Here is a 23,348-nt window from a genome sequence, read left to right on the forward strand (position 1 = left end):
CATTTTACTGTCGGCTTTATTATAGCATATGCTTTTTGATTTGTCAAATGAAAACTGAAAGCCCTTACTTCTCCTCAGCCTTGCCGTGGATAGCCTCGAACTTCTCTGTTCTCGCCTTGAGCTTCTTTTCAGCGTAGCCCTCTTTGATAGTCTCTCTGCCACGCTCGATAGCAAGAGCGTTGTCAGGGATATCCGTTGTGATAGTCGAGCCTGCCGCCGTGTATGCGCCTTTTCCGACCCTTACAGGTGCAACAAGGTTTGTATTACAGCCGATGAAAGCATTGTCCTCGATAACAGTTCTGAACTTCTTGTCGCCGTTGTAGTTTACTGTTACAACTCCGCAGCCGAAGTTTACATTTGCGCCGACGTCCGAATCGCCGATGTATGTAAGGTGCGCAACAGCGGTGTATTCGCCGATAGTGGAGTTCTTTATCTCAACGAAGTCGCCGATCTTTGCGCCCTTCTTGATATGCGAATTTGGTCTGAGCTGAACGTAAGGTCCGATCTTTACGTCGTCCTCGATAACGGATTCATAGGCCTGCACGTTGTTGAGATTTACGCCGTTGCCGACAGTTGTGTTCTCTATTATACAATTGTTGCCGATCTCGCAGTTTTCGCCGATAGTGGTGTTGCCTCTGAGAATAACGCCGCTGTGTATCCTTGTGCCAATGCCGATCTTGACATTGTTTCCGATAGAAACGCCGTCTGTGCAGCAAAATTCAATGCCCTCGTCAAGCCATTTGCCGATTATCTCATACCTTGCGATATCGTTCAGCGCCAGCAGACCACGTCTGTCATTTGCGCCAAGGGCAACGTGCGGATTTGCAGAAATGAAAGCGTCAGCCTTTTTGCCCTTTGCGATAAGAAGCTCGATACAGTCGGTGAGATAATACTCGCCCTGAGCATTGTTCGGCTTGATATCGAAAAGAACTTCCAGCAGGTCGGCGGTCTTGAACCAATAGCAGCCCGAATTTATCTCTGTGATAGCAAGCTGCATTGGTGTGCAATCCTTGTGCTCGACAATGCCCGAAATGCCCTCTTCCGTTCTGATAATTCTGCCATATCCCGTAGGATTTTCAACTCTTGAAGTAACGACAGTTACGCCGCAGTCCTTTTCTGTATGAAGTTCCAGCGCACCCTTGATAGTTTCAGCGTCGATAAATGGAGCGTCGCCGTAGAGGATAAGCGTATTGCCCTCGGCGTGAGCCTTGAGGAACTCGACTGCCTGCATAACGGCGTGGCCTGTTCCAAGTCTTTCCTCCTGCATAACAGTTGAAATGTTGGCTTTGGACTTTCTTGCGCTGAGGTAATCCTCGATCTGCTGACCCTCATAGCCTTTTACGACGCATATCTCGCCAAGCTCCGCATTTTCGCAGGCTGTCAGCACCCACTCCAGCATAGGCTCGCCAATGACTTTGCAAAGGGCTTTCGGCATATTTGTTTTCATACGCTTTCCCTGCCCTCCGGCGAGAATTATAACATTATTAGTAGTATTATCCATAACTAAAATTTCCTTCCCGGGTATGACCCGACATAATTCAAAAGGCAACATTGTGACCGATACTGCCCTTATATTTTGTATTTATATTATAATACTAATACCTAAAAAAGTCAATCTTTTTAATTCGCACACTCTGTACTTCGGGCGACGTTCGTTTGTAGCCCGAGGACTGGACAGGCTGTAAACCGTACACAGCATTAAACAGTACAGAGTGCGGTTGGTGCGGTTCATAAACATTGTTATTAAACCTGTCAAATGTAGGGGAAAATTGTTGTTCGGCTATGCTCACAACAACTTATCGTTCGCCCGTTCTTTTTTCACGATCTCAAAGGTGGGTTATTAGCGATTTACGCTTTGACATTCTTTTGATAATTAATAAACTGGGCTTCAAGCTCTTCTTCGCTTTCGCCGATATATTTCAGGCATTCTTTTTTTCTGATGAAGTCCTCAGGTTCGCCCGAAATGGCTGATTGCTGTTTTTCCTTGAAATACTTCATTTTATACACGAAAGCCGGGGAAACGCCAAGTTCTTCGGCCTTTGCGGCGGCTTTTGCGCAGTCTGCCACCATAAGCTCCATACTATATGGCGGAACGCTTTCACAGCGCTTTTTCAGCTTTTCGGCGACCTCGTCGTCCTGTATGTATATAACACGCTCCTCGGTATGCAGCATTCGCATAGCGGGGTTATAATCGCAGACCTTTGCGAACTTTATCTCGTCCGCTGTCAGACCTATCCAAGACAAGCAGACATACATTCCCGCCTGCTTATCGGCTTCAAAGAGCTTTTCTACATCGGTGCTGATATCCGAAAATGAATAAAAATACAAATTATCTCCGCTTTTCATAACATCTGCGCTCCTTATATCTTGATCTTTCTATACTCAGCAGGAGACATATTCTCGTGCTTTTTGAACACAACATAAAAATATGAACTATCGCTGAAACCTGTTTCTGAGGCAATTTCCGCAACTGTTTTGCTTGAATATGTCAGAAGCTCTTTAGCGTGGCTGACACGGACGGAATTGAGATATTCCATAGGTCTTATTTGGAAATTCTTTTTAAACAGTCTGCAAAGGTGCTGTTCTGACACCCCTGCCACGGCTGCCATATCGGCGAGCTTAATAGGCTTGCTATAATTTTCCTCCGTGAATTTCATAACGTTAGCGACGGCGTCGGAATTTACACGGCTTATATACGGAAATCTGCTGTCGGCGAGCTTTCTATACTCAAGTATCATATCGTAAAGCTGGGCAGAGGCATAATAATTGCCGTACATTTTATCGCTCTTGATAGTATAATAGGCGTTATCCATAAGCTTGTGCATTCTTTCTGCGCCGCAGCCCAAGAAAAAATTGAACCTATTGAGATCCCATTGTTTGAGCAGATCAAGGGCTTGTTTGCCGTCAAAGCAGACCCAATCGAGATACCAAGAATGTGTGAGAGCTTTATACTCGTGTGGGCAATAAGGCGGCAGGTAGAAAATGCTGTCGGGGACTATCTTGATAGTTTTGCCCTCGACTGTTATTTCGCCCTCGCCGTCAACGCAGACGAAAAGCTGAGGATACTCATAGCCCTTGGGGCGCTTTACAGGGAACTGCCAACATTCCACGCCAATTCCCACGATATAGAACGGCAGCGTTTTTTCCGTGCCGATAACAGGATACAACTGTTTTTGCATTGTAAGCAGTCTCCCTTTCTATTGATTTTTCATTCATATTATACATTATCATTATATCAGCCGTATCTTATGTTGTCAATACTTTTAGGGCGACCTGCGGTCGCCCTCCCCGTCATTATTCTATTTTCAAGTTGCTGGGCGGAGATTACGTCGTAAAGCTGCACTTTAAAATTGTGCGCACACGCAAGTTTGCGGTTTCATCTCAACATTTGGGTGCAAGTTCTCTGATGCGCCAGCCGACTCTTCACCTCGGAGCCATCACCGCTCGTCTAAGAAGTTTCCCTTTCACACAAATGTCTTTCTACTTATCCCATAAAAGGGGCGAAAAGTTGCATAAAAAATGCAACAATTGCTCAAATGTTGTCAAATTAAAATATTTTTCATTTGTTTGCACAAATCGGAACTCGCAATATTATCGAGATTGCACAAACATTTATGACCAATATATGTAGAGGAAAATTGTTGTTCGGCAAGGCTCACAACAATTTGTGGTCGCCCGTTTGGTTCGCACTTCGTGCATAGAAAAAAGAGTGCCATTGCGGAAAGCAACAGCACTCTTGAAAATACGCTATTTTATTCTATTAGATTTTATTCTATTAGATAGAAGAATGGCTCTTTACATAGTCAACAACTGCGTCAACTGTTGTGTATGCAAGACCTACGCAAGTGTCTGCGCAGCCATAGTAGATCGCAATTCTGCCTGTGTCAGCGTCGCAAAGTGTTGCGCAAGGGAATGTTACGTTCTGAACGTCGCCTACGCACTCATAGATCTCTCTTGGGTTGATGAGGTATTCGCCGCATCTGTACTTAACTTTCCAAGGCTGATCCTTATCAAGGATACAAGCGGAGAAGCTGTATACAAAGCCGTTGCAAGACTCAAGAACACCGTGGTAGAAGCAGAGCCAGCCCTCGTCTGTCTCGATAGGAATTGGACCTGCACCGATCTTCTTGGACTCCCAGCCCTTGAGAGGTCCCATAACGTGTCTGTGCTCGCCCCAGTACTTCATATCTGGTGACTGTGAAATGTACATATCACCGAATGGTGTGTGGCCTGAGTCAGAAGGTCTTGAGAACATTACATACTTACCGTCGATCTTTCTTGGGAAGAGGACGCCGTTTCTGTTGAATGGGAGGAATGCGTTCTCGCACTGATAGAATGTCTTGAAGTCATATGTATATCCAACGCCGATCGTTGGCTTCCAGCCGTAAGCGTTGCACCAAGTTACCCAATATCTGTCCTCGATGAAGCATACTCTTGGGTCATAACCGTAACCCCACTGGTTAACTTCTTCAGTAGACTTGTCAGCCTGCTCGAAAAGAATTTTTGTTGGGTTGATGTTCCAATGGATACCGTCCTCAGAGAAACCAGCGTGGAGCGCCATATTTCTCTCCTTATCGTCAACACGGAATACACCTGCAAACTTGCCCTCGAAAGGAACTACTGCGCTGTTGAAGATAGAGTTAGATGTTGGAAGAAGATTTCTTGGAATGATAGGGTTTCTGTTATCTCTCCAGATCACTTCGTTGCAATCAGCTGGCTTGTCCTGCCAAGGCATATTTGGGATAGCCTGTCCGTTAATTACTTTAACGCTCATTGTTAAAATCCACCTTTCATAATATAAAAATAAATTACTTTTTATTTCTCCCCCGAATATATTTGCGGAAACCTCTGCCGCTTAAATTCAAGGCGATAGCACGGCTGACCGTTTTCGGTAAAATGCCGCTGTTATTATTAAACCATACTTTACGAAAAATTTCAAGCCCCTTTTTTTATTGAAAACGTTTAAAAATTGAATGTAAACGTATACTCACAAAATTTAACCTTTTGTTAACATTTCTTTTGGTTTCAAATTTTTATATGGGGCTAAAATAGCTTTGTGGAAAATTTGCTGTTCATTGGCGATCGTTATTTAAATTACACGGACATCGGGGGTAAACGGGCGAACAATGTTCGCCCCTACAATTCGCACAAATACATTTTATGCCAGCTTGATGTACTATATTATATAGTAATAAAGAAATGTCAGAAAAGTTTGTGTCGACGGGCGGCGAAATTGAATGTAAATTATAAATGTTGCCCATATTGTATATATAAAGCTGCGCTGGTTCGTGCAAATCTCTGATTTTTTGCAAGAAGAGCAAAAAGCACTTGCAAAATCATCGCAAAAGGTATACAATAAAGATAAGATATTACGCCCGATGATCTGTGGGAGATCAAGGGGGCGGCTTTTTGCCGTTTGGACGTAATTTGCGAAATTTTTATAATTTATATAATTTATTTGTGGAGGAAGCATTGATATGAAACTTACTGAAATGTCTGCGGAAGAGCTTGCAAAATTCAAAGATCAGGTGCAGGACGAATATGACAAGTTCAAGGCACAAAACCTTTCCCTTAATATGGCGAGAGGAAAGCCTTCTGCTGAGCAGCTCGACCTTACTGAGGGTCTGCTGACGGCTGTCAAGAGCGGCGAGGACTGTTTCGCTGAGGACGGCACGGATTGCAGGAATTACGGCGGTCTTGACGGTCTGCCGGAGGCTAAGGCGCTTTTCGCTCCTATGCTTGGCGTTGACGCTGACGAACTTATCATCTGCGGAAATTCCAGCCTTAATATTATGTACGATACTATCGCAAAGTTTATGCTTTTCGGCACGGGCGACGGTGAGAAGCCTTGGAAGGACGTAAAGGTAAAGTGGCTTTGTCCTGTTCCGGGTTATGACAGGCATTTCCTTATTACAGAGAAAATGGGCTTTGAGATGATAAACATTCCAATGGACAAGGACGGCCCTGATATGGATATGATCGAGAAACTGGTGGCTGAGGACGACACGATCAAGGGCATTTGGTGCGTTCCAATGTATGCTAACCCAACTGGCACGACTTACTCTGACGAGACTGTAAAGCGCCTTGCTGCGATGAAAACAAAGGCTAAGGACTTCAAGATATTCTGGGACAACGCTTACTGCGTCCATCATCTTTCCGATACGCCTGACACTCTGCTGAACATTCTTGACGAATGCGAGAGCGCTGGCAATCCGAACAGAGTTTATATGTTTGCTTCCACATCAAAGGTTACATTCCCAGGTGCAGGCGTTGCGATGATGGCTTCATCTGTTGACAACATTAAGTACATCAAGTCGATGATGACAGTTCAGACTATCGGTCACGACAAGATCAATCAGCTTCGTCACGTTAAGTTCTTCGGCAGCTACGAGAACCTTGTTGAGCATATGAAGAAGCACCGTGCGGTTATCGAGCCAAGATTCAAGGTAGTTCTCGATACTCTTGACAAGGAGATCGCTCCGCTGGGCATTGGTCATTGGGAGAAGCCTAACGGCGGTTACTTCATCAGTTTTGACGCTATGGAAGGCTGCGCAAAGAGGATCTGTCAGCTTTGCAAGGAGGCAGGTGTTGTGCTCACAGGCGCAGGCGCTACGTTCCCATATGGCAAAGACCCTAAGGATTCCAACATAAGGATCGCTCCGACATATCCGCCTATCCACGAGCTTGAGCTTGCGGCTGAGCTTTTTGCTATCGCTGTTAAGCTTGCAAGCGCTGAGAAGCTTTTGGCTAAGTAAATCGCTGACGTTCAGGTAAAATACATTGTAGATCAACGGGCGAACGCAAATTGTTATGAGCTTAGTCGAATAACAATTTTTTGCCCCTACATATTATTATGTAGGGGACGGCGTCCTCGACGTCCCACTTATTTCAGCTTTTTCTATAAGCCGAATTGTCTTTCGCAAATATGCCAAAATAATTTTTGAATATACAACGACCGCCGCTCCGTTATGATACGGGGCGGCGGTTTGTTTTGTGCAGACTGCGTTTTATCTTGGCATAGCAAAAGCGGTACGCACCGAAAAGTGCATACCACCTTGCTATGGTAAGGAAATTATTAAAATAAGAAAAAAGCTTATTTTTGTTTGTTATACTGTTCTCTATCGTCCTAAGTCGCTTCCATTATTCCTTTACTGCGCCTGAAACAAGGCCGCTGTAAATGTACTTTTGGAGGAAGAGGAATATAACAAGTGTTGGAATGATACAGATTATGATACCTGCGAACACTACTTCCCATTGAACTGTTGTGGCGTTCATAAGGTTATAAAGTACCGTTGAAACTACGACGTGGTCGTCATCAGGCATATAGAGCTTTGGAGTATAGAAGTCATTATAGATACCAACGAACTTGATGATAAGCACGGTAGCAATAGCCGGCTTGAGGTTCGGAAGGATAATGCTGAAATATACTCTTGGATAAGAAGCTCCGTCCATTATTGCACTTTCGTCCAGGGAGTAAGAAATGTTTCCGAGGAACTGAATGAAAATGTAAATGGAGATGATATCTGTACCAACGTTAAGAATGATCGGCGCAAGGATAGATCTGTAAAGACCAAGCTTGTAAACGATCTGGAATACTGTTACCTGCATTGTTATGTTCGGCAGAAGCGTTGCGATAAGGAACGCTGTTTTTACTGCTCTTGAGAAGTATGTATTGAATCTCTGAACAACATATGCGGTCATTGTACCTGTGATTATGGAGCCAACGCAGGACACAACGATGATTATTGCTGTGTTCTTGAAGGCAAGGAAAATGTTCTGTGTAAAGAACGCTGTCTTGAAGTTTTCCCATTGCGGAACTTCCGGAAGGGTGAAAACTGTTGTGTTTGAAAGCTCTTTGTAAGATTTCAGAGAGCCGATAAGCACAACAAGTATCGGCACGATAACGATAAGGCAGCAAATGATAAGGAAAAGATACTTCAAAACTGTGAGTATCTTTGAGCCAATGTAAAGCGGCTTTTTCTGCTCTGCGGCAGCGGTATTCTGTGCCATTTACTTAGCCCCCCTTCTCTTGCTCTTCTTCGGCGCACCGTCGTCATCACGGAAGAAATACTTCTGAATGAAGGTAACGATGATGGTGATGATAAGAAGCACGATACCCATTGCCGAAGCAAGTCCCACCTTTTGCAGGGTGAAGGCTGTATTGATAGTCTTGATCACGAATGTTGTTGTGCCCATCATACCCTTTGTGGTGATATATGGTATCTCGAATACGGAGATAGCACCCTTTACTGCAAGGATAAGCTGAAGCGAAATGATCGGCTTGATACTTGGGAAAACGATGTATCTGAAATTCTGCCACGGGTTTGCACCGTCAAGGTTTGAAGCCTCGTAGAGATCAGGACTGATAGACTGGATAGCGCCGATATACATAATGATATCGAAGCCTATGTACTTCCAAATGGAGATGAACACCAGACAGCAGTTCGCAAGGAACGGTCTGTTTACATCGAACCACAGCACAGGGTCAAGGCCGATAGCTGTAAGTATCGCATTGAGTGTTCCGTCAGGTGTAAGGCCTTTCTGACCTTTGAGGAAAAATCTCTGGAAGATGATCGAAACGGCAACGCCGTTCATAAGATAAGGGAAGAAAAGGATACCCTTGAAAAGTCCCTTTGCTCTGATCCTTGAACAGAGAATGGAAGCCAGAAGCAGTGCAAGAGCCTGCTGGAAGAATGAACCTACCAAATAATAAAGGCTGTTCTTGAATGTTTCGAGATAGTCTTTATCGGTAAAGATCGTAACATAGTTTGAAATTCCTGCGAATGTAGGGGTTGTGCCGTAAGGGTCTCTGTTCTGGAAGCTGAAGATAACCATATCCAGCGCAGGGATAAAGGTAAACGTCACAAGCAGGATTATAGGTATTGCGAGAAACAGGATAGAAGTATAGAACTTCTTGCCTGCATAGGTCTTTGACCATTGTGCAATGCCTTGTCTTTTACCTTTGTGCATTGTCTTACTCCTTTTCACGATTGTCTTTGCCGTGGTCTGCGACCGACGTTTTACGATCGTCAAACACAAGTATCAGGCACAGGAACAATCCCCTGTACCTGATAGAGTGAAAAATCTTTGATAATTTGTATCTAATGGGAAATTAGCCGAGTACCTTATCTCTTGCTGCTGCCCACTTAGTATTTACGTCGTTGATGATCTCGTTGAAGCCATCTTCACCCTTGCCTGCAAATGCTGCCTCAGCAAGCTTGATCTTGAAGTTGTCTTCGTCACCCTGCCATACGCCAACGCCTGACTCCTTGTCGATCTCATCGAACTTACCAACGAGGTCGTCCGGAGCAACTGCCTTCTCAAAGAATACAGCGTCCTTGAAGCCGGAGAGTGTATCTGGGAGTTCCTTGCTCTGAACTGTTGAGATCATACCTTCCTGCTCAGAGAAGCCTGAATCGGAGATGAACCACTCAACATATGCCTTAGCAAGATCCTGATTCTTTGAGTTCTTGCTTACGCCGAGAGTATAGTCTGGACCTTCCTCCGCATAAACGTTGCCGTCTGCTGCTGTGATAGGAACCGGCATATAACCGATATCGTCAGGGTTTTCAGCCTTCTCCATAAACTGTGAAACAGCCCAAGAACCCATTACCATTGTAGCGATCTTACCCTCGCCGAACCAAACCTTAGAAGACTCCCACTCTGTATTAGCGTGGTCTTCCTCAAGGAGGTCTGACTGTGAGAACAGATCGTACATCAGCTTGTATACTTCATAGTATCCATCGCCCGGTGTGAAGAGGTCTGTCTTGTTCTTGAGGAGGTCGTTCTCAGCCTCTGCTCCGCCTGCTGCGGAAAGAACGAGGTTCTGCCATTGACCGATCGTCCAGCTTGCGTCCTTGAAGTTTGTGTAATAAGGGATAGCGTCTGTGTTATCCTTGATGAGCTTGAGGTCAGCGAGGAACTCGTCAGGTGTCTTTGGAGTTTCTGTGATACCAGCCTGCTCCCAGATCTTCTTGTTATAAAGAACGCCTGTTGCTGTACCGCCTACTGCAAGGCCGTATACGTTGCCGTCTGCTGTCATCTTCTTATCAGCCCAACGATATGTTTCCTTGAGGTCGTCATACTTGCCGAGCTCTGTGAAATATGTAGGAAGGTCTTCCAGCTTGAGGCTTGAGGGAATGCAAAGCACATCGCCGTAATCGTCTGTACCCATTCTTGTTGCTACGTCCTTATCATAGTCTGTATATGCTGTGTATTCAACTGTGCAGTTGTAAGCCTCTTCAAACTTGTCTGTAAGAGCGTCAAGCTTGCCGTCGTCCTTTCTGTCGGTTCTGTTTGTGAGGACTTCCAGCTTTGCGCCCTTTGCGTCAAATGCGTCATTGATATCAGCCTGTGATACCTCAGGTGTCACATTTGCCTTGCTGTTTGAGTTGTCGCTGTTGCCGCAGCCTGTAAATGCGCTCATTGTTCCCATTGAGAGAACCAGGGCAAGTGCTCCTGCACATATTCTTCTTGCTTTCATAAATATTACCTCCGAAATCAACTTAAAAATTAAGTGCTTTTAACCACAATTTCGTGAATAAATCTAAATATCGAAGCTGCGTTTTTGTCATTTTGCACAAAAAAGCGGCAACAGTCAGTTAATGACCGTTGCCGAAAGGAGATAACCAGCACAACCAACGGGGTTATGCCGCAAACAATAGAAAATCATAGATTAGAAAGGTGCACTTAATAAGTACAAGTATATTATAGCTTAAAATTATTCGTTTGTCAATAGGTTTTTCAAAAAAATTAGCTATTTATTCATTAAACTTAGTTTATTTTAGCTTAATAACTGAGTTTTTCACTACAAGGTCGCCTTCGATAGTCCTTATACGAGGGGTCTCCTCGGGGTGCTCTATCCTTGTGATGAGGGCCTTTACCGCAAGATCTGCCATATACTCGGCGTCAACATTTATCGTTGTGATAGTCGGGTCGGAAACTTCTGAGATAAGGTAATTATCATAGCCAACGATAGAGATATCCTGCGGCACGGAATAGCCAAGCGCTCTGAGCTGTCTTATTGCGTGGTAGGCAGCTTCATCGCAATTGGCAACGAAAGCTGTTGGCATATCGTCCGTTGGAAAAGTCATTGTGATAAAGTCACGCTTGTCACGGTCGTCCACCAGCCAATGGTCGTCAACAGGCAGGCCGTTTTCGATCATAGCTTTCATATATCCCATATATCGGTCGAAAATACTTGATGTTGCAAATCTGTTTCCGATATAGCCTATTTTCTTATGACCCATTTTGATAAGATATGAGGCGAGCTTGTATCCGCCGCTGTATCCATTTGTGACAACTGAATCAAGTTTCAGCGATGGCACATAATAGTCCAGCAGGATAAGGCTTTTCATATTTGAATGGAGAAGCTTTGCATAGCTTTCGGAAAGCTGACCGAGAGAGATCAGCGCAGAGACCTGTCTGTCCTCGATAAGGCGAGGGAGCTTCAAAGCGTCCTCGTCCTCTTGGTCGAGATTTTCCATTATGCAAAACATATTGTCTCTTTTAAGTCTTGTTACGATAGAATTATAGAGCGCCCAATAAAATGAGCCGTTTGGATTTATAAACTTGGTTGGGATAAGCACGCCGATAGTTTTATTGCCTTTCGTGGCTGAGCCTTTAACGCCAACATATCCCATTTCATCTGCGACCTGTTTTATCTTTTCTCTGAGAGAGTCGCTTACACCGCTCTTACCAGCAAGAGCCTTTGATACGGTAACATTGCTCGTTCCGCAAGCGTTGGCTATGTCTATAAGAGTAACTGCTTTCTTCAATATTATCACCGCTTTTTATTAATTTTAAGATTTATTTTAATTGCTTTAACTATCATACCGGACAGGCATCACCAAAGCCTGCACACTATTAATTATAAGCGCTTTACAATTCAAAGTCAATAGTTTGTTTAAGATTTTATATAGTGCAGTTTTACACCACACCATTATTGTATCAACTGTACAAATGATTAAAATTTATAACGCAATATAATGTATCTATCTTGCTTAATATTCCATTAACCAACTAATCATCGCTGACGATACTTTCAACAGGTGCAGTATCTTTAGCGAGCTGCTTCTTCTTTCTGTCGATAAGCTTTCTTATGATCGTGCAAACAAGCAGGACGAAAGAGAGCAGGGCTATTGAGGCAAAGGGGTAAAAGCGGAGCATATAGTCCTTATCCATATGCTGGAGCGTTTCATCGACTGCGGTGGTCTCAAGCTTATTTTGGATACGGTTTATTAGATAGCTTCCGCCCTTTAGGAAAGATATCACGCCGCCTGTACTGAGTACGAATGAGACGATGTACTTTTTAAAGAATGAGAAGATAATGCCGACGAGGGCTGCGACAATGCCGGCGGACATTGTGATGAGCACCCACTTTGGCGGAACGGGTTCGATGTACTTGCCGAGGATACCGACGATAGTTACTCCGCCATAGAAGAAGCCTGAATAGGCGAATGGCAGGAGCATAAGTATTTTGAGTATCAAATAATAAATGGGTTCGCCGTTTGGGTAGGAGCGCTTAGCTTTTTTCATCATTTTGCGAGCGGACTTACTTTGTTTTTGGCGAGCGAGTTCACGTTCCTCTTGTTCTTCGAGTTCGAGCTGGCGTTTAAGTTTATCTTGTTTTTCTTTTTGAGCTTTAAGTCTGTCCTTTTTTGACATAATGCACCTCGTTTTTATATTAAAATAACTATGTTCAATGTTCAATAACCTTTATTATAGCACAAAGGCGGCTTTATTGCAATGTTAGAATTGTGAAAAAAGTGCAAAGCGCCAGTTAGGAGCGAGGAATGAGGAATGGCTGTCGCATAAACGCAAAACTCACGCAATTAAGCCGATTGTCAAAAAAATAAAAAAGCCTTTCCAAGACAAATAATACTTGTGGGCGAAACTGAATTAAATCTCCACATAGGTCAACAATAAAATCACAAGGCAAGATCAAATCAAAAAATCGAAAGGAACGTGAAAATATGTCAGCTTTTTTTAGAAAAACTACCGCTTGGGCGGCGGTGCTGCTCTTTAGTATAATCGGATTGGTGGCGTTTTATTCCGCCGTGCTGCCCGATTTCTACCTTGTGTCTAAGGGCGATGAGCTAGCCGTGTCGTCGCTGTTTTCTATCTCTGCTAAACCTTGCCAAAGCAAAGTCACCGTGGCGGTGTCGGGCAATGCCAGCGGCTCGTCACGATATACTAAAAATATGCTTATGCTCTTCGGCTCTGTGCCTATCAAGGAGGTTCAATCAAAAACTGTGGAAAGACCTGTGCTTTATCCCTGCGGACAACCCTTCGGTATCAAACTTATCACCGACGGCGTTATGGTCGTCGATCTCCAAAAGATCAACGATTCAAGCCCTGCTAAAGACTGCGGTATCAAGGAGGGCGACGTTATCGTCTCTATCGACGGCGAAAAAGTCAAAAGCAATGCCGATGTGGCAAAGATCATCAGAGCAACAGGCGGCGAATGCTGCTCGGTGCGCATTAAACGTGGCAATAACGACCTTACTCTAAAGCTCCAGCCAAAGCTTGACGGCGGCTGCTACAAGGCCGGTATGTGGGTGAGAGATTCCTCCGCCGGTATCGGCACGCTGACTTTCTATGACGCCGAAACAGGCGCTTTCGGCGGTCTCGGCCACCCTGTTTGCGACGCCGACACAAAAGAGCCGCTCCCACTCTCTGCCGGTACTGTTGGCGAGATAAACCTTACGGGCTTCAATAAATCAAAATCAGGCAGCCCAGGTCAGCTATTGGGCGAATTTGCAAACTCTGCTTCAACAGGAGAGATACTCAAAAACTGCGAAAGCGGCGTTTTCGGCACTCTCAACGCCAATCCCTGCGACAGCTTCTCCAAAGCTATTCCCCTCGGCTTTCGTCAAGAGATAGCAACGGGCAAGGCAACTATCCTCACCTCGATCGACAACAGCGGTCCGAAAGAATATGATATCTCTATCGAGCAGATAAATATGTCCGAAAGCGCTGAGCACGACCTTGTCATCAAGATAACGGACAAGGAGCTGCTTGAGAAAACAGGCGGCATTTTGCAGGGTATGAGCGGTTCGCCTATCATTCAAAACGGCAGGCTCGTCGGCGCTGTCACACACGTTTTTATCGACGATTCAGCCAAAGGCTATGGAATATTTGCGGACGAAATGTATTCAAAGGCTTCCGACAGCTTGCAAAGTCTTGAAAACGCAGGCTAAAGCTTCAAAAAGCTTAGCGTGAAAATTTGTCGAAAAGTGCGCTGATACGCCCTTTCGGGGATTTTGTCGAAGCTTCGGGGATAGCCGCTGCCGAAAGAATGGGGCTATTGTCGAATAAGCATAAAATATCTTGAATTAGAATATTTAACATAAATATATTGTGCATATTGCATTAAAACGTCGAGAAAAAGTTGACGATTTTTCCAAAAAACTATTGCATTTGCAAAATAAATGTGTTATGATATTTCTTGTAAAAGGGAGACATTGCAAACAGTCTCAAACAAAAATGACAAAATATAGCCTGGAGGAAATGACAATGACAAACAAGATCAAAATTTTAATCGGAGACGACTCTGCACAATATGGGGTATCCTGCGCTTCAACGCTCAGGGCAATGGGATTTTTCGTTATAACCCGACCGAAAGACGGCCTAACCATATACGACGCCATAAAAAACGAACAGCCCGACGTGGTCATCGCCGACGCTGTTATGCCGAGCCTTGACGCTATCGAGCTTATCAGAAAAATACAAAATTCATCATACGCAAAGCCACTTTTCATAATCACAAGCGCTTATGAGAATTCGTTCATCGAGACGCAGGTTATGAACGCAGGGGCTTCATACTTTATGCTAAAGCCCTTTGACGTGAAGGTGCTGGGAGAGCGGATAAAGTCAATGCTTGACATAGATTCGGACATAACATCGGACAGCAGCTTTATGAAAAACAAGCAGAGCATAAATCTTGAGATAATCGTGACGGACATTATCCACCAGATCGGCGTGCCTGCTCACATAAAGGGTTATCACTATCTTCGTGAGGCGATAATACAGTCCGTCAACGACAAGGAAATGCTTGAAAGCGTTACAAAGTTATTATATCCTGCGGTGGCAAAAAAATTCGCAACAACTCCCTCGAGAGTTGAGCGTGCCATTCGTCACGCTATCGAGATCGCTTGGGACAGAGGCGACATTGACACCCTCAACAGCTTTTTCGGCTACACAATAAACACGGGCAAGGGCAAGCCAACAAACAGCGAATTTATCGCACTTATCGCTGACAAGATAAGCTTGAAATTTAAGACTACTATGGCGGTGTAAGGGCTATATCCCCTATTATTTCAACAATACCTCTAATTATCCATAAAAAGAACCTCTCTACCGCATTGGTAAAGAGGTTCTTTGATTTATGCAAATATTTTATTTGTTATTTATTTTCGACCTTGACTTTCTGTTCTTCGGATTTTTGATCCTTGCTGCTGTCGTGCTCGATCCTGTCACGATGAGTTTCAAGGGGGGCTGTGTTGGTCACGCCCTCTGTGGCTTCGGGGATAAAGCAGGTCTTTACTGTCATAAACAGTATTTTTATATCAAGGGCAAGGCTCTGATGTTCTATGTACATAAGGTCTAGCTTCAGCTTATCGTAAGGGGTGGTGTTGTATTTTCCCATTACCTGTGCATAGCCTGTTAAGCCTGCCTTGACCTTTAGTCTGTACTTGAACTCAGGCATTGTCTTTTCGTATTTCTTTGCGATCTCAGGGCGCTCGGGACGAGGGCCTACAAAGGACATATCGCCTTTAAGGATATTGATAAGCTGTGGAAGCTCGTCAAATCTTATTTTTCGGATAAACTTTCCGATAGGGGTGATACGGTCGTCATTCTTTTTCGCAAGGGTAGCGCCGCTCTTTTTCTCGGCGTCAACTATCATACTGCGAAATTTGTATACCTTGAAAACTCTGCCCCCTGTGGTAAGTCTTTTCTGGGAATAGAGCACGGGGCCGCCGTCATAGGCCTTTATAGCGATCGCTGTCGCAAGCATAAAGGGCGAGGCGATAAGCAGGGCTATGGCTGAAAGAAGCACGTCCAAAAAGCGCTTTGTAGCCTTTTGCTCCCATTGCAGGCCGTCGTTTCTTGCAAGGAGAAGTGGGGTATCGAAAAGGTGAAAATCCTCCGCTCCTCTGACGATGATATCCGAAAGCTTCGGATTTATGTAGGTACGGATAGAATTTTCAAAGGTGAATTTCAGCAGCTTGTTTCTCAGATCGTTTGGTATATCGGAGATTATAACTGCTTCGTGCTTTAAAATGGCACGCTCGATATCCTCCAAGCTCTCTTCGCAGCTTATGGAAGCGCATATCCTGTATTTGTCGTTTCGGGAGCTCATTTTCGTCACAAGATACTTTGCGTTCTTGTTTCCGTAAACGATTATCATTTTACGAGGGGGGTACATTGCTTGATAGAGCCAAGTGAAAATAAAGCTCCACACGAATGCGACTGCCGCTTCGATAAGGGTGAGCACCAGCATTGGGGCAACGTTAAGCCTGCCTCGTCCGATAAGAGAGATAAGGATAAATTCCACCACGTTTGCGCCCAATATGCCAAGCACTTGTGAGCCGAACAGGCCTGTGAATTTTGCATAGCCAAGGCGGAAGCCGTTGAATGTTCTCGCCATTGCCATATACATAATAGTATATATTCCCACCATAAGGATATTACCATTGTTCCAGAACGGGTCGAGCATATCCTTATTATAGTAATTATACCAAACCACGCTGAAGCCCTTCATAAAAACGCATATTATCACAAGGGCGCTCAGATAGTTCAGTATTCTTTTGAACTGATCTCTGTTATTCAATAAATAACCGCCTTTCTCAGCCGTAATCTATGACAACTAAGAGTATATCACATTTTGCCCGAATAATCAAGCTTTACACGCAATTTTCACCTGTTTCCACCCTTTTCAGACCGTTTTTGCATTAATTTTCATATATTGTCAACAGTTTTGATATAGTTTAAATCTATGTCAAAACATAAAATATAACTTATTGATTTAGTGGGAATAATGTGTTATAATAATTGTGATAAATATAAAAGTTTGTCGGAAAATAGCACCAAAGCAATGGGACGTCAATTTATCTGCGAGTAACGGTGAGCAGATAAATTTCGCCGTTCCCTACAAATTAGGTAAATTCGTTGTTTTTTTGTAGAGGCGAACAGCGTTCGCCCGTTACGGCGTATGTTCTTATCGACAAATTTTTGCTTTATAGCACATAAAAATAATTACCCGAAAAGAGGAAAATAAATGAAAACCAACGAACTTTTCAAGACAAAGACAACATTGTCATTTGAGGTATTCCCTCCAAAGAGCACGACGCCTGTTGAGAGCATTTACAGCACTATTGCGCAGCTACAACCGCTGAACCCTGATTTTATCAGCGTTACATATGGTGCAGGCGGAAGCGTGAACAATGCGACTATCGAGATATGCAATGCTATCAAAAATCATCACGGCATTGAGTCTGTTGCACATCTGCCCTGTCTTTATCAGACAAAGCAGAGGGTACTTGAGCAACTTGACGAGATGAAGAAAGACGGCATTGAGAACATTCTTGCGCTGAGAGGCGACAGAAACCCAGATTTTGAGCCTGCGGGAGAATTCCATTATGCGGCTGATCTTGTAAGCTTCATCAAAGAAAACAGCGATTTCAATGTAATCGGCGCTTGTTATCCGGAGTGTCACCCTGAGTGCGGAAGCATTGTGGAAGATATCAGACATTTAAAGAACAAAGTTGACGCAGGCTGTTCGCAGCTTATCACGCAGCTTTTCTTTGACAACAGCACATTTTACGATTTCAGAGAAAAGACTGCGATCGCCGGTATAAACGTGCCGATCGAGGCAGGAATTATGCCTGTGACGAACAAGAAGCAGATTATGAGAATGACGACGCTTTGCCACGCAACGCTGCCAAAGAAGTTTTTAAAAATAATGGACAAATACGAAGATGATCCGATAGCGATGAGGGACGCAGGGATAGCGTATGCGGTATCGCAGATCGTGGACTTGATAGCCAATGATGTTGATGGAATACATCTTTACACGATGAACAATCCGTACATTGCGGAGAAGATATGCGAAGCGGTGAAAAGCCTTTTTTAATTCGCATAGAGCGAGTTTAAGCGAGGAATGAAGTTATCGCCTAGCGGCGATGGATTTTAAAAGCTTCAAAAGTCCGAACTTGCACTCAGTAAAATTCGCAAAGAGCGGAGCGATTTTGCGACACGCCAACGTAAAGCGGCTGATAAGAGCACCAGCCAAAGTTAAAGATAACCACCAAAACCAAACCAATGTTCAGCAAAGAGCATTGGTTTATTTTGATTTGGGAAATTATAGAGGAACGCAAAGCGGTAGGGGAAAATTGTTGCTCGACAAAGCTTGCAACAATTTGCGCCCTCGACGTCCCGTTGGTTTGTCAGCATTTGTGTGGAAATGATTGGGCGACCAAAGGTCGCCCCTCCATACTAGATTTGCTGCTTTCAAAAAATAAAAAATTTTTTTATTCCGCCTGCAACATTTTTGCACTTTTTGTACACTTATATTATGACGGACGTTAGGGGTGATATATCTTGGACAAAAAACAAAGAAAAAAACTTGTCGAACTTGCGGTGCAAGGCGATACAGACGCCTTCTCTAAACTGTATGGGGAGATATATAAGGAGCTTTATTATTACGCTCTCGCAAATCTCCAGAACAGCGAGGATGCCGCAGACGCTGTGCAGGACGCTGTGCTGGACGGGTTCGCAGGTATCTCTTCGCTGAAAAACAGCGAGGCTTTTGAAAGCTGGCTGTTCAAGATACTTGTCGCCAAGATCAAACAAAAACAAAAGGAATATGCACAAAGACGTTCCCATTTGGATTACATTAATGAAAGCGACGCTATAATCACAGAGGAAACAGGATTTGTGCGGTGTGAGATTTTAGAAGAGTTTGCAAACCTGAGCGAAGCGGAACGGCTTTGTATCACGCTTCATTGTATTGCAGGCTATAAAGGCGAGGAGATCGTGGAGATAACAGGTATCAAAAATACAACGGTTCGTTCCCACATATCCAGAGGAAAAGCCAAGATCAGAAAAAAACTCAGCAGTAAGGAGGTGACATAATGATACCTTTCGGAAGAGGTCACAGACGAAATAAGTTTATAAGCCAAATGGAAGAGAAAAACAAAGTCCCCGATAAGCTTATGCCTCAGAAAATCAAGGATATGCTCGATGAGGCAGGGCTCGCCAAACCTGTTATCGCAAGCGAGGAAAAGCCCGAGATAAAGCTCAATGGCGGACGTACCAACGCTCTGAGGTGTCTTGCGGTGGTGGCGGCTTTCGTCCTTGTTGTGGGCGGTGCGGCGTTTATCAAGATCAACAGCGATAACCGTGTTAAACAGTACCCGAACACAGCTGCGTCACCAGATGAGACCGACGAGCTTGACGGCCTGAGATCGACCTCATACCGCAATCTTTACAGCTTTCTTCAGAAAAATAAGGCCTTTGAAGAGGATAATGCTGTCGATCAAGACTACATTTTCAACGACTTATTAGACAGAAGCAATGATTGCTTGAGAGATTACCGTGCTGCGCTGACTGCAAAACAGATCACGGGCAATCCTTCACAGCTCACCATTACCCAGGGAGGTGTGAACATTACCCCTGCTGACAGCTACGGCGAATACAAAACAGAGATAACTTACGGCGATATCTTTTTCTATGCGGACGAAAAGGGTCTTGCAGCTTTCAGCACTAAAAAAGGCAATGTTGAGAACCTTGGATATGACTTTTTCGGCGATACTGCCCTTGAAAAATCTATCCTCGACAAAGAGACTTATGAAAGATACGGCTGCAAATTCGTCCCAAGCGTTGTGGCGATGTATCTGCAAAACGACGAGCTCTACGTCTTTTACGATTTTATCTTACCCTTAAAATTAGGTACAAAGACGGTCGACGCCGACTATTGCGGTATGAACGTCTACGACGTCAGCGACCCAGACAACATTCAGCTTATTAGCGAGTACCAGCAGCCGGGCGTGCTGGAATCCATTAAGAACACCGACGGAAAGGTTTACATTGTGTCACGCTATACGCAGGGTTCTGAAATGGTCAACAAAGAGGAAAAGTATGACGAGAAAAACACAGATTTTGTTCCCGTCCGCTATGTAAACGGCGAAAAGCAGCTTTTTGATGAAAGCGAAATGTATATCACGGCGCTTGAAAGCGTGCCAACGATGACGATAGTTTCGTCCTTTGACGGCAATGCGCAAGGCTCGTATATGGCTTCAAAGCTTATGGTGCTGGGCGAGAACAATATCTGCTTGGGAACGGACAACATTTATATTTACAGGGATTATTCTTTAGCGAGCGGAACATCCACAACCAAATGTATGCTGATTCAGATCGGCTGCAACGGCGGCGATCTGAAATTTGAAAACACGGCTATCCTATCCACCGACAACAGTATGTTTGGTAATACTATCGGCGGCGAAGAATATAATGGAAAGCTTACGCTGTTTTCGGTATGTGCCGGAACGGTATCATATGATGAGGACGGAGAAGAATCTTCACCGCAAGCGATTTGCACAGTACAATGCTTTAATTCACAACTTCGTCCAGCAGGCAGAAAAGAACTCGCATATGATGCTTCGGGAGAATGTGAAAACACTTTGGCGGCTATCGAATGTGAAAACACTTTGGCGGCTATCGACAAAGGAAAGCTTTACGTATTCAATGTGGATTATACTGCAAACACCTTGGATTATGATGTAGTAGCGGATTGCATCACATTCGTCGAGGCATACAGCATAAGCGACAATTACACATTCGAGAAAATGAAAATGAGCGACACTCCGCTGGCACATTCAAAGTCCTATTACACAACATTCGGAGATGACAAGGCAATTGCGATCGACACATTCTATGGTGATGACGAAAGCACAGGCAGCTATCCAAAGATGAAACTTTACGACACCAGCAAGACAGAAAAGCAGGATATGCTTATCAACGATAAAAAGGTGACGATAGAAGTAAACAAGTTTATGGACAGCCTTGATATCTGCAAGGACGAGGCGGTCTACAAATCAAACAAAAAGAAGCTTGATCGTTCGCAGATAAGCTCGTCTGACCCGATAGTGGACGTTGACAACAGTCTTATCTATCTGCCTCTGATAAAGAACGAGCAGAAGCTTGACTATGTTTACAACGATAATGCCGACGATGAGGACTACACAGATGAATACACCCTCGGCGGCGGAACGAACGAAGTCACACATTATCTTGCGATAGTGAAATACGATCGTGAGGGCAAAAAGCTTTCGTATCTTGGCAAGATAAAGGTAGACAGCGACATAGGCACAAAGGACACAGAGTTCGACGAATTTGTTTACACAAAGGAACTTGCTGACACAAGCGCTGTTTTCTCAAAGGACGGATATGTTTATATCTTCACCACCAAGAGCGCAGCGGCTTACAGTCTAAAAGACTTGTCAAAGGCTGTTTCGACGGCAGACAGGTCGGTCAAGAAAAGTTAATATCCCCGAACAAAAATAGAAATACAAAATACAAAAAACAAGAACAAAAGTTAAAATAAAAGAAATACAATCAATTAGCCAAAATCGTAAATCTTCATAATATGGAACAGCCCCGATACTGTTGTGTCTTTGATACAGTTGGTGTCGGGGCTGTTTCTGCGTTTTTTGGGGGAATTTCGAGCTTTTTTATTTGCATTTTTAACGAATATATGCTATAATGTAAGGTATGTGATCTTTTGGGCGCTTTACTTAAAGGTTTTCGTTATTGCATACAAATCGACCTGCACGTTATTGTACAATCTATACAATAAATGTTCACAGTAACATAACCAATTTATTTTGGCTTTGTGCTAAAATAAATGACTGTTGGAATGTTAAATATAAAGAACATTAGCATTATTATAGATAGTATTGTCAGAACGGAATGGTGCATTTTAATGAAAGATCTAACTAAAGGTAACGTTACAAAGCTTATACTTATGTTTTCCCTGCCGCTGCTGCTTGGAAACGTTTTTCAGCTTTTTTATAATCTCGCTGACACTAGGATAGTGGGACAGACTTTGGGCAAGAACGCCCTTGCGGCGCTTGGTGCGACTTCGTCTGTGAACACGGTAATAGTTGGCTTTTTGAACGGCCTTACAAACGGTTTCGCCCTTGTGACGGCAAGGTTTTTCGGCGCAAAGGACTTTGACCGAATGAGAAAGTCCGTAGCCCACGCAATAACCCTTGGCGTTGCAACGGCTGTGGTGCTCACGGCGGCAAGCCTTGTTTTCCTTGACCCTTTGCTTAAAGCACTTAACACCCCCGATAATATTTTCAAGCAGGCAAAGCTTTATATATTCGTCATTCTTTCGGGTATGATAATATCAATGTTTTATAACGTCTGCGCAGGAATACTCAGGGCGGTGGGCGATACTGTATCGCCACTTATTTTCCTTATTATCTCCACTATCGCAAATATCGGTCTTGACCTGCTTTTCATACTGGTGTTCAAAATGGGCGTTGAAGGTGCGGCTTATGCAACGCTTATCGCTCAGGGAATATCCGTTGTGCTGTGCATAATATACATTATTAAAAAGCACAAGTTCCTTATCCCGAAAGCAAGCGATTTCCGATTTAACGGCAAGATCGCAGGAGATATGTACGCAAGCGGCGTATCAATGGGGCTTATGATATCTCTCGTTGGTATCGGAACTGTTATAATGCAGGGCGCTATCAACATTTTCGGCACGGATATAATCGTTGCGCACACCACCGCAAGAAAAATATCGGAGATATTTATGCTGCCTATATCGGTATTCGGTGCGGCGGCTGCGACCTTCTCAAGCCAGAATTTCGGCGCAGGAAAGATCGACAGAGTGAAAGAGGGCGTGAAAAAGGCGACCTTTATAACCTGGGGCTGGTCTGCTATCGTCATTGCGGCGACTTGGCTCTTCACACCGTTTTTTGCACACCTTATAACAGGCATAAGCGACGCTGCCATTGTTGACACCGTGGAGCAGTATATGAAGATAAACACGGCGTTTTACTTTATCCTTGGCATTGTTATTGTTTTCAGAAACGCTTTGCAGGGCGTTGGCGACAAGATCACACCTATCGCTTCAAGCATTATAGAGCTTCTGGGAAAATTCGCCGTTGCAATGGTGCTTGCGCCGAGAATGGGTTATTTCGGCATTATGATAAGCGAACCGCTTGTATGGGCTGGTATGGCGGTTATGCTCGGTATCGGATTTGCAGCTAACAAGACCTTCCGCCGTGGATATATCGCAGCGGGAGAGTAAACTTACCTTAATTGGGAGG

Annotated in this window: 17 protein-coding genes; 7 read left to right on the forward strand and 10 right to left on the reverse strand. The window is 44.1% G+C overall.

Going from position 1 to position 23,348, the window contains the following annotated elements; all coding sequences use genetic code 11:
- Positions 1-64: 64 nt before the first annotated feature.
- From glmU to QZ371_RS00145, 4 genes are all read right to left on the reverse strand, one after another.
- Positions 65-1,501, reverse strand: coding sequence for a bifunctional UDP-N-acetylglucosamine diphosphorylase/glucosamine-1-phosphate N-acetyltransferase GlmU (gene glmU, locus QZ371_RS00130; RefSeq protein WP_295207269.1), 1,437 nt, complete (start codon positions 1,499-1,501; stop codon positions 65-67).
- 347 nt (positions 1,502-1,848) lie between these two features.
- The gene (locus tag QZ371_RS00135) at positions 1,849-2,346 is read right to left on the reverse strand and encodes a hypothetical protein (RefSeq protein WP_295207272.1); all 498 of its coding nucleotides are present in this window, start codon (positions 2,344-2,346) and stop codon (positions 1,849-1,851) included.
- 14 nt (positions 2,347-2,360) lie between these two features.
- Positions 2,361-3,179 (reverse strand): AraC family transcriptional regulator, encoded by an 819-nt coding sequence (locus QZ371_RS00140; RefSeq protein ID WP_295207275.1) that lies wholly within the window; start codon positions 3,177-3,179, stop codon positions 2,361-2,363.
- Positions 3,180-3,775: 596 nt separating this feature from the next.
- The gene (locus QZ371_RS00145) at positions 3,776-4,774 is read right to left on the reverse strand and encodes a glycoside hydrolase family 130 protein (RefSeq protein WP_295207278.1); all 999 of its coding nucleotides are present in this window, start codon (positions 4,772-4,774) and stop codon (positions 3,776-3,778) included.
- 703 nt (positions 4,775-5,477) lie between these two features.
- Here QZ371_RS00145 and QZ371_RS00150 point away from each other — a divergent pair.
- A complete protein-coding gene (locus QZ371_RS00150; RefSeq protein ID WP_295207281.1) occupies positions 5,478-6,755 on the forward strand; it encodes an aminotransferase class I/II-fold pyridoxal phosphate-dependent enzyme in 1,278 nt (425 codons plus the stop codon).
- Between the two features lie 385 nt (positions 6,756-7,140).
- Here QZ371_RS00150 and QZ371_RS00155 read toward each other — a convergent pair whose 3' ends face one another.
- The 5 genes from QZ371_RS00155 to QZ371_RS00175 form a co-directional block, all read right to left on the reverse strand.
- Complete coding sequence (locus tag QZ371_RS00155) at positions 7,141-8,010, reverse strand: carbohydrate ABC transporter permease (protein WP_295207285.1); 870 nt, start codon at positions 8,008-8,010, stop codon at positions 7,141-7,143.
- Positions 8,011-8,970 (reverse strand): sugar ABC transporter permease, encoded by a 960-nt coding sequence (locus QZ371_RS00160; protein WP_295207288.1) that lies wholly within the window; start codon positions 8,968-8,970, stop codon positions 8,011-8,013.
- Positions 8,971-9,112: 142 nt separating this feature from the next.
- Positions 9,113-10,483 carry an ABC transporter substrate-binding protein gene (locus QZ371_RS00165; RefSeq protein WP_295207291.1) on the reverse strand — a complete coding sequence of 457 codons (1,371 nt, stop codon included), beginning with the start codon at positions 10,481-10,483 and terminating at the stop codon, positions 9,113-9,115.
- 295 nt (positions 10,484-10,778) lie between these two features.
- Complete coding sequence (locus tag QZ371_RS00170; protein WP_295207294.1) at positions 10,779-11,777, reverse strand: LacI family DNA-binding transcriptional regulator; 999 nt, start codon at positions 11,775-11,777, stop codon at positions 10,779-10,781.
- 244 nt (positions 11,778-12,021) lie between these two features.
- A complete protein-coding gene (locus QZ371_RS00175; RefSeq protein WP_295207297.1) occupies positions 12,022-12,540 on the reverse strand; it encodes a hypothetical protein in 519 nt (172 codons plus the stop codon).
- 434 nt (positions 12,541-12,974) lie between these two features.
- Here QZ371_RS00175 and spoIVB point away from each other — a divergent pair, with 434 nt between their 5' ends.
- A complete protein-coding gene (gene spoIVB / locus QZ371_RS00180) occupies positions 12,975-14,201 on the forward strand; it encodes a SpoIVB peptidase (protein ID WP_295207300.1) in 1,227 nt (408 codons plus the stop codon).
- Positions 14,202-14,517: 316 nt separating this feature from the next.
- Positions 14,518-15,300 carry a sporulation transcription factor Spo0A gene (spo0A, locus tag QZ371_RS00185; protein ID WP_295207303.1) on the forward strand — a complete coding sequence of 261 codons (783 nt, stop codon included), beginning with the start codon at positions 14,518-14,520 and terminating at the stop codon, positions 15,298-15,300.
- Positions 15,301-15,406: 106 nt separating this feature from the next.
- On the opposite strand, the gene QZ371_RS00190 is transcribed toward spo0A, so the two are convergent.
- Positions 15,407-16,834: a sugar transferase gene (locus QZ371_RS00190; protein ID WP_295207306.1), complete on the reverse strand. Its 1,428-nt coding sequence runs from the start codon at positions 16,832-16,834 to the stop codon at positions 15,407-15,409.
- Between the two features lie 447 nt (positions 16,835-17,281).
- Between QZ371_RS00190 and metF the strand changes: the two genes are divergently transcribed.
- The 4 genes from metF to QZ371_RS00210 all read left to right on the forward strand — a co-directional run bounded on the left by metF (position 17,282) and on the right by QZ371_RS00210 (position 23,329).
- The gene (metF, locus tag QZ371_RS00195) at positions 17,282-18,136 is read left to right on the forward strand and encodes a methylenetetrahydrofolate reductase [NAD(P)H] (RefSeq protein WP_295207308.1); all 855 of its coding nucleotides are present in this window, start codon (positions 17,282-17,284) and stop codon (positions 18,134-18,136) included.
- A 467-nt stretch (positions 18,137-18,603) separates the two neighbouring features.
- Positions 18,604-19,137 carry an RNA polymerase sigma factor gene (locus QZ371_RS00200; RefSeq protein WP_295207311.1) on the forward strand — a complete coding sequence of 178 codons (534 nt, stop codon included), beginning with the start codon at positions 18,604-18,606 and terminating at the stop codon, positions 19,135-19,137.
- Entirely contained in the window at positions 19,137-21,548 is a 2,412-nt protein-coding gene (locus QZ371_RS00205; protein WP_295207313.1) for a beta-propeller domain-containing protein, read from the forward strand. The genes QZ371_RS00200 and QZ371_RS00205 overlap by 1 nt, the downstream gene beginning before the upstream one ends.
- Before the next feature lie 437 nt (positions 21,549-21,985).
- Positions 21,986-23,329 carry an MATE family efflux transporter gene (locus QZ371_RS00210; protein ID WP_295207316.1) on the forward strand — a complete coding sequence of 448 codons (1,344 nt, stop codon included), beginning with the start codon at positions 21,986-21,988 and terminating at the stop codon, positions 23,327-23,329.
- Positions 23,330-23,348 lie beyond the last annotated feature (19 nt).

The organism is Ruminococcus sp. (genome assembly GCF_019423705.1).
Taxonomy (GTDB): domain Bacteria; phylum Bacillota; class Clostridia; order Oscillospirales; family Ruminococcaceae; genus Hominimerdicola.

Excerpts from the sequence above, each read along its gene's own strand:
- QZ371_RS00210 (WP_295207316.1), top strand. The coding sequence starts at position 21,986 with ATGAAAGATCTAACTAAAGGTAACGTTACAAAGCTTATACTTATGTTT.
- QZ371_RS00160 (WP_295207288.1), bottom strand. The coding sequence starts at position 8,970 with ATGCACAAAGGTAAAAGACAAGGCATTGCACAATGGTCAAAGACCTAT.
- QZ371_RS00155 (WP_295207285.1), bottom strand. The coding sequence starts at position 8,010 with ATGGCACAGAATACCGCTGCCGCAGAGCAGAAAAAGCCGCTTTACATT.
- QZ371_RS00140 (WP_295207275.1), bottom strand. The coding sequence starts at position 3,179 with ATGCAAAAACAGTTGTATCCTGTTATCGGCACGGAAAAAACGCTGCCG.
- QZ371_RS00175 (WP_295207297.1), bottom strand. The coding sequence starts at position 12,540 with ATGATGAAAAAAGCTAAGCGCTCCTACCCAAACGGCGAACCCATTTAT.
- spo0A (WP_295207303.1), top strand. The coding sequence starts at position 14,518 with ATGACAAACAAGATCAAAATTTTAATCGGAGACGACTCTGCACAATAT.
- QZ371_RS00145 (WP_295207278.1), bottom strand. The coding sequence starts at position 4,774 with ATGAGCGTTAAAGTAATTAACGGACAGGCTATCCCAAATATGCCTTGG.
- QZ371_RS00150 (WP_295207281.1), top strand. The coding sequence starts at position 5,478 with ATGAAACTTACTGAAATGTCTGCGGAAGAGCTTGCAAAATTCAAAGAT.
- spoIVB (WP_295207300.1), top strand. The coding sequence starts at position 12,975 with ATGTCAGCTTTTTTTAGAAAAACTACCGCTTGGGCGGCGGTGCTGCTC.
- QZ371_RS00205 (WP_295207313.1), top strand. The coding sequence starts at position 19,137 with ATGATACCTTTCGGAAGAGGTCACAGACGAAATAAGTTTATAAGCCAA.
- QZ371_RS00165 (WP_295207291.1), bottom strand. The coding sequence starts at position 10,483 with ATGAAAGCAAGAAGAATATGTGCAGGAGCACTTGCCCTGGTTCTCTCA.
- metF (WP_295207308.1), top strand. The coding sequence starts at position 17,282 with ATGAAAACCAACGAACTTTTCAAGACAAAGACAACATTGTCATTTGAG.
- QZ371_RS00135 (WP_295207272.1), bottom strand. The coding sequence starts at position 2,346 with ATGAAAAGCGGAGATAATTTGTATTTTTATTCATTTTCGGATATCAGC.
- glmU (WP_295207269.1), bottom strand. The coding sequence starts at position 1,501 with ATGGATAATACTACTAATAATGTTATAATTCTCGCCGGAGGGCAGGGA.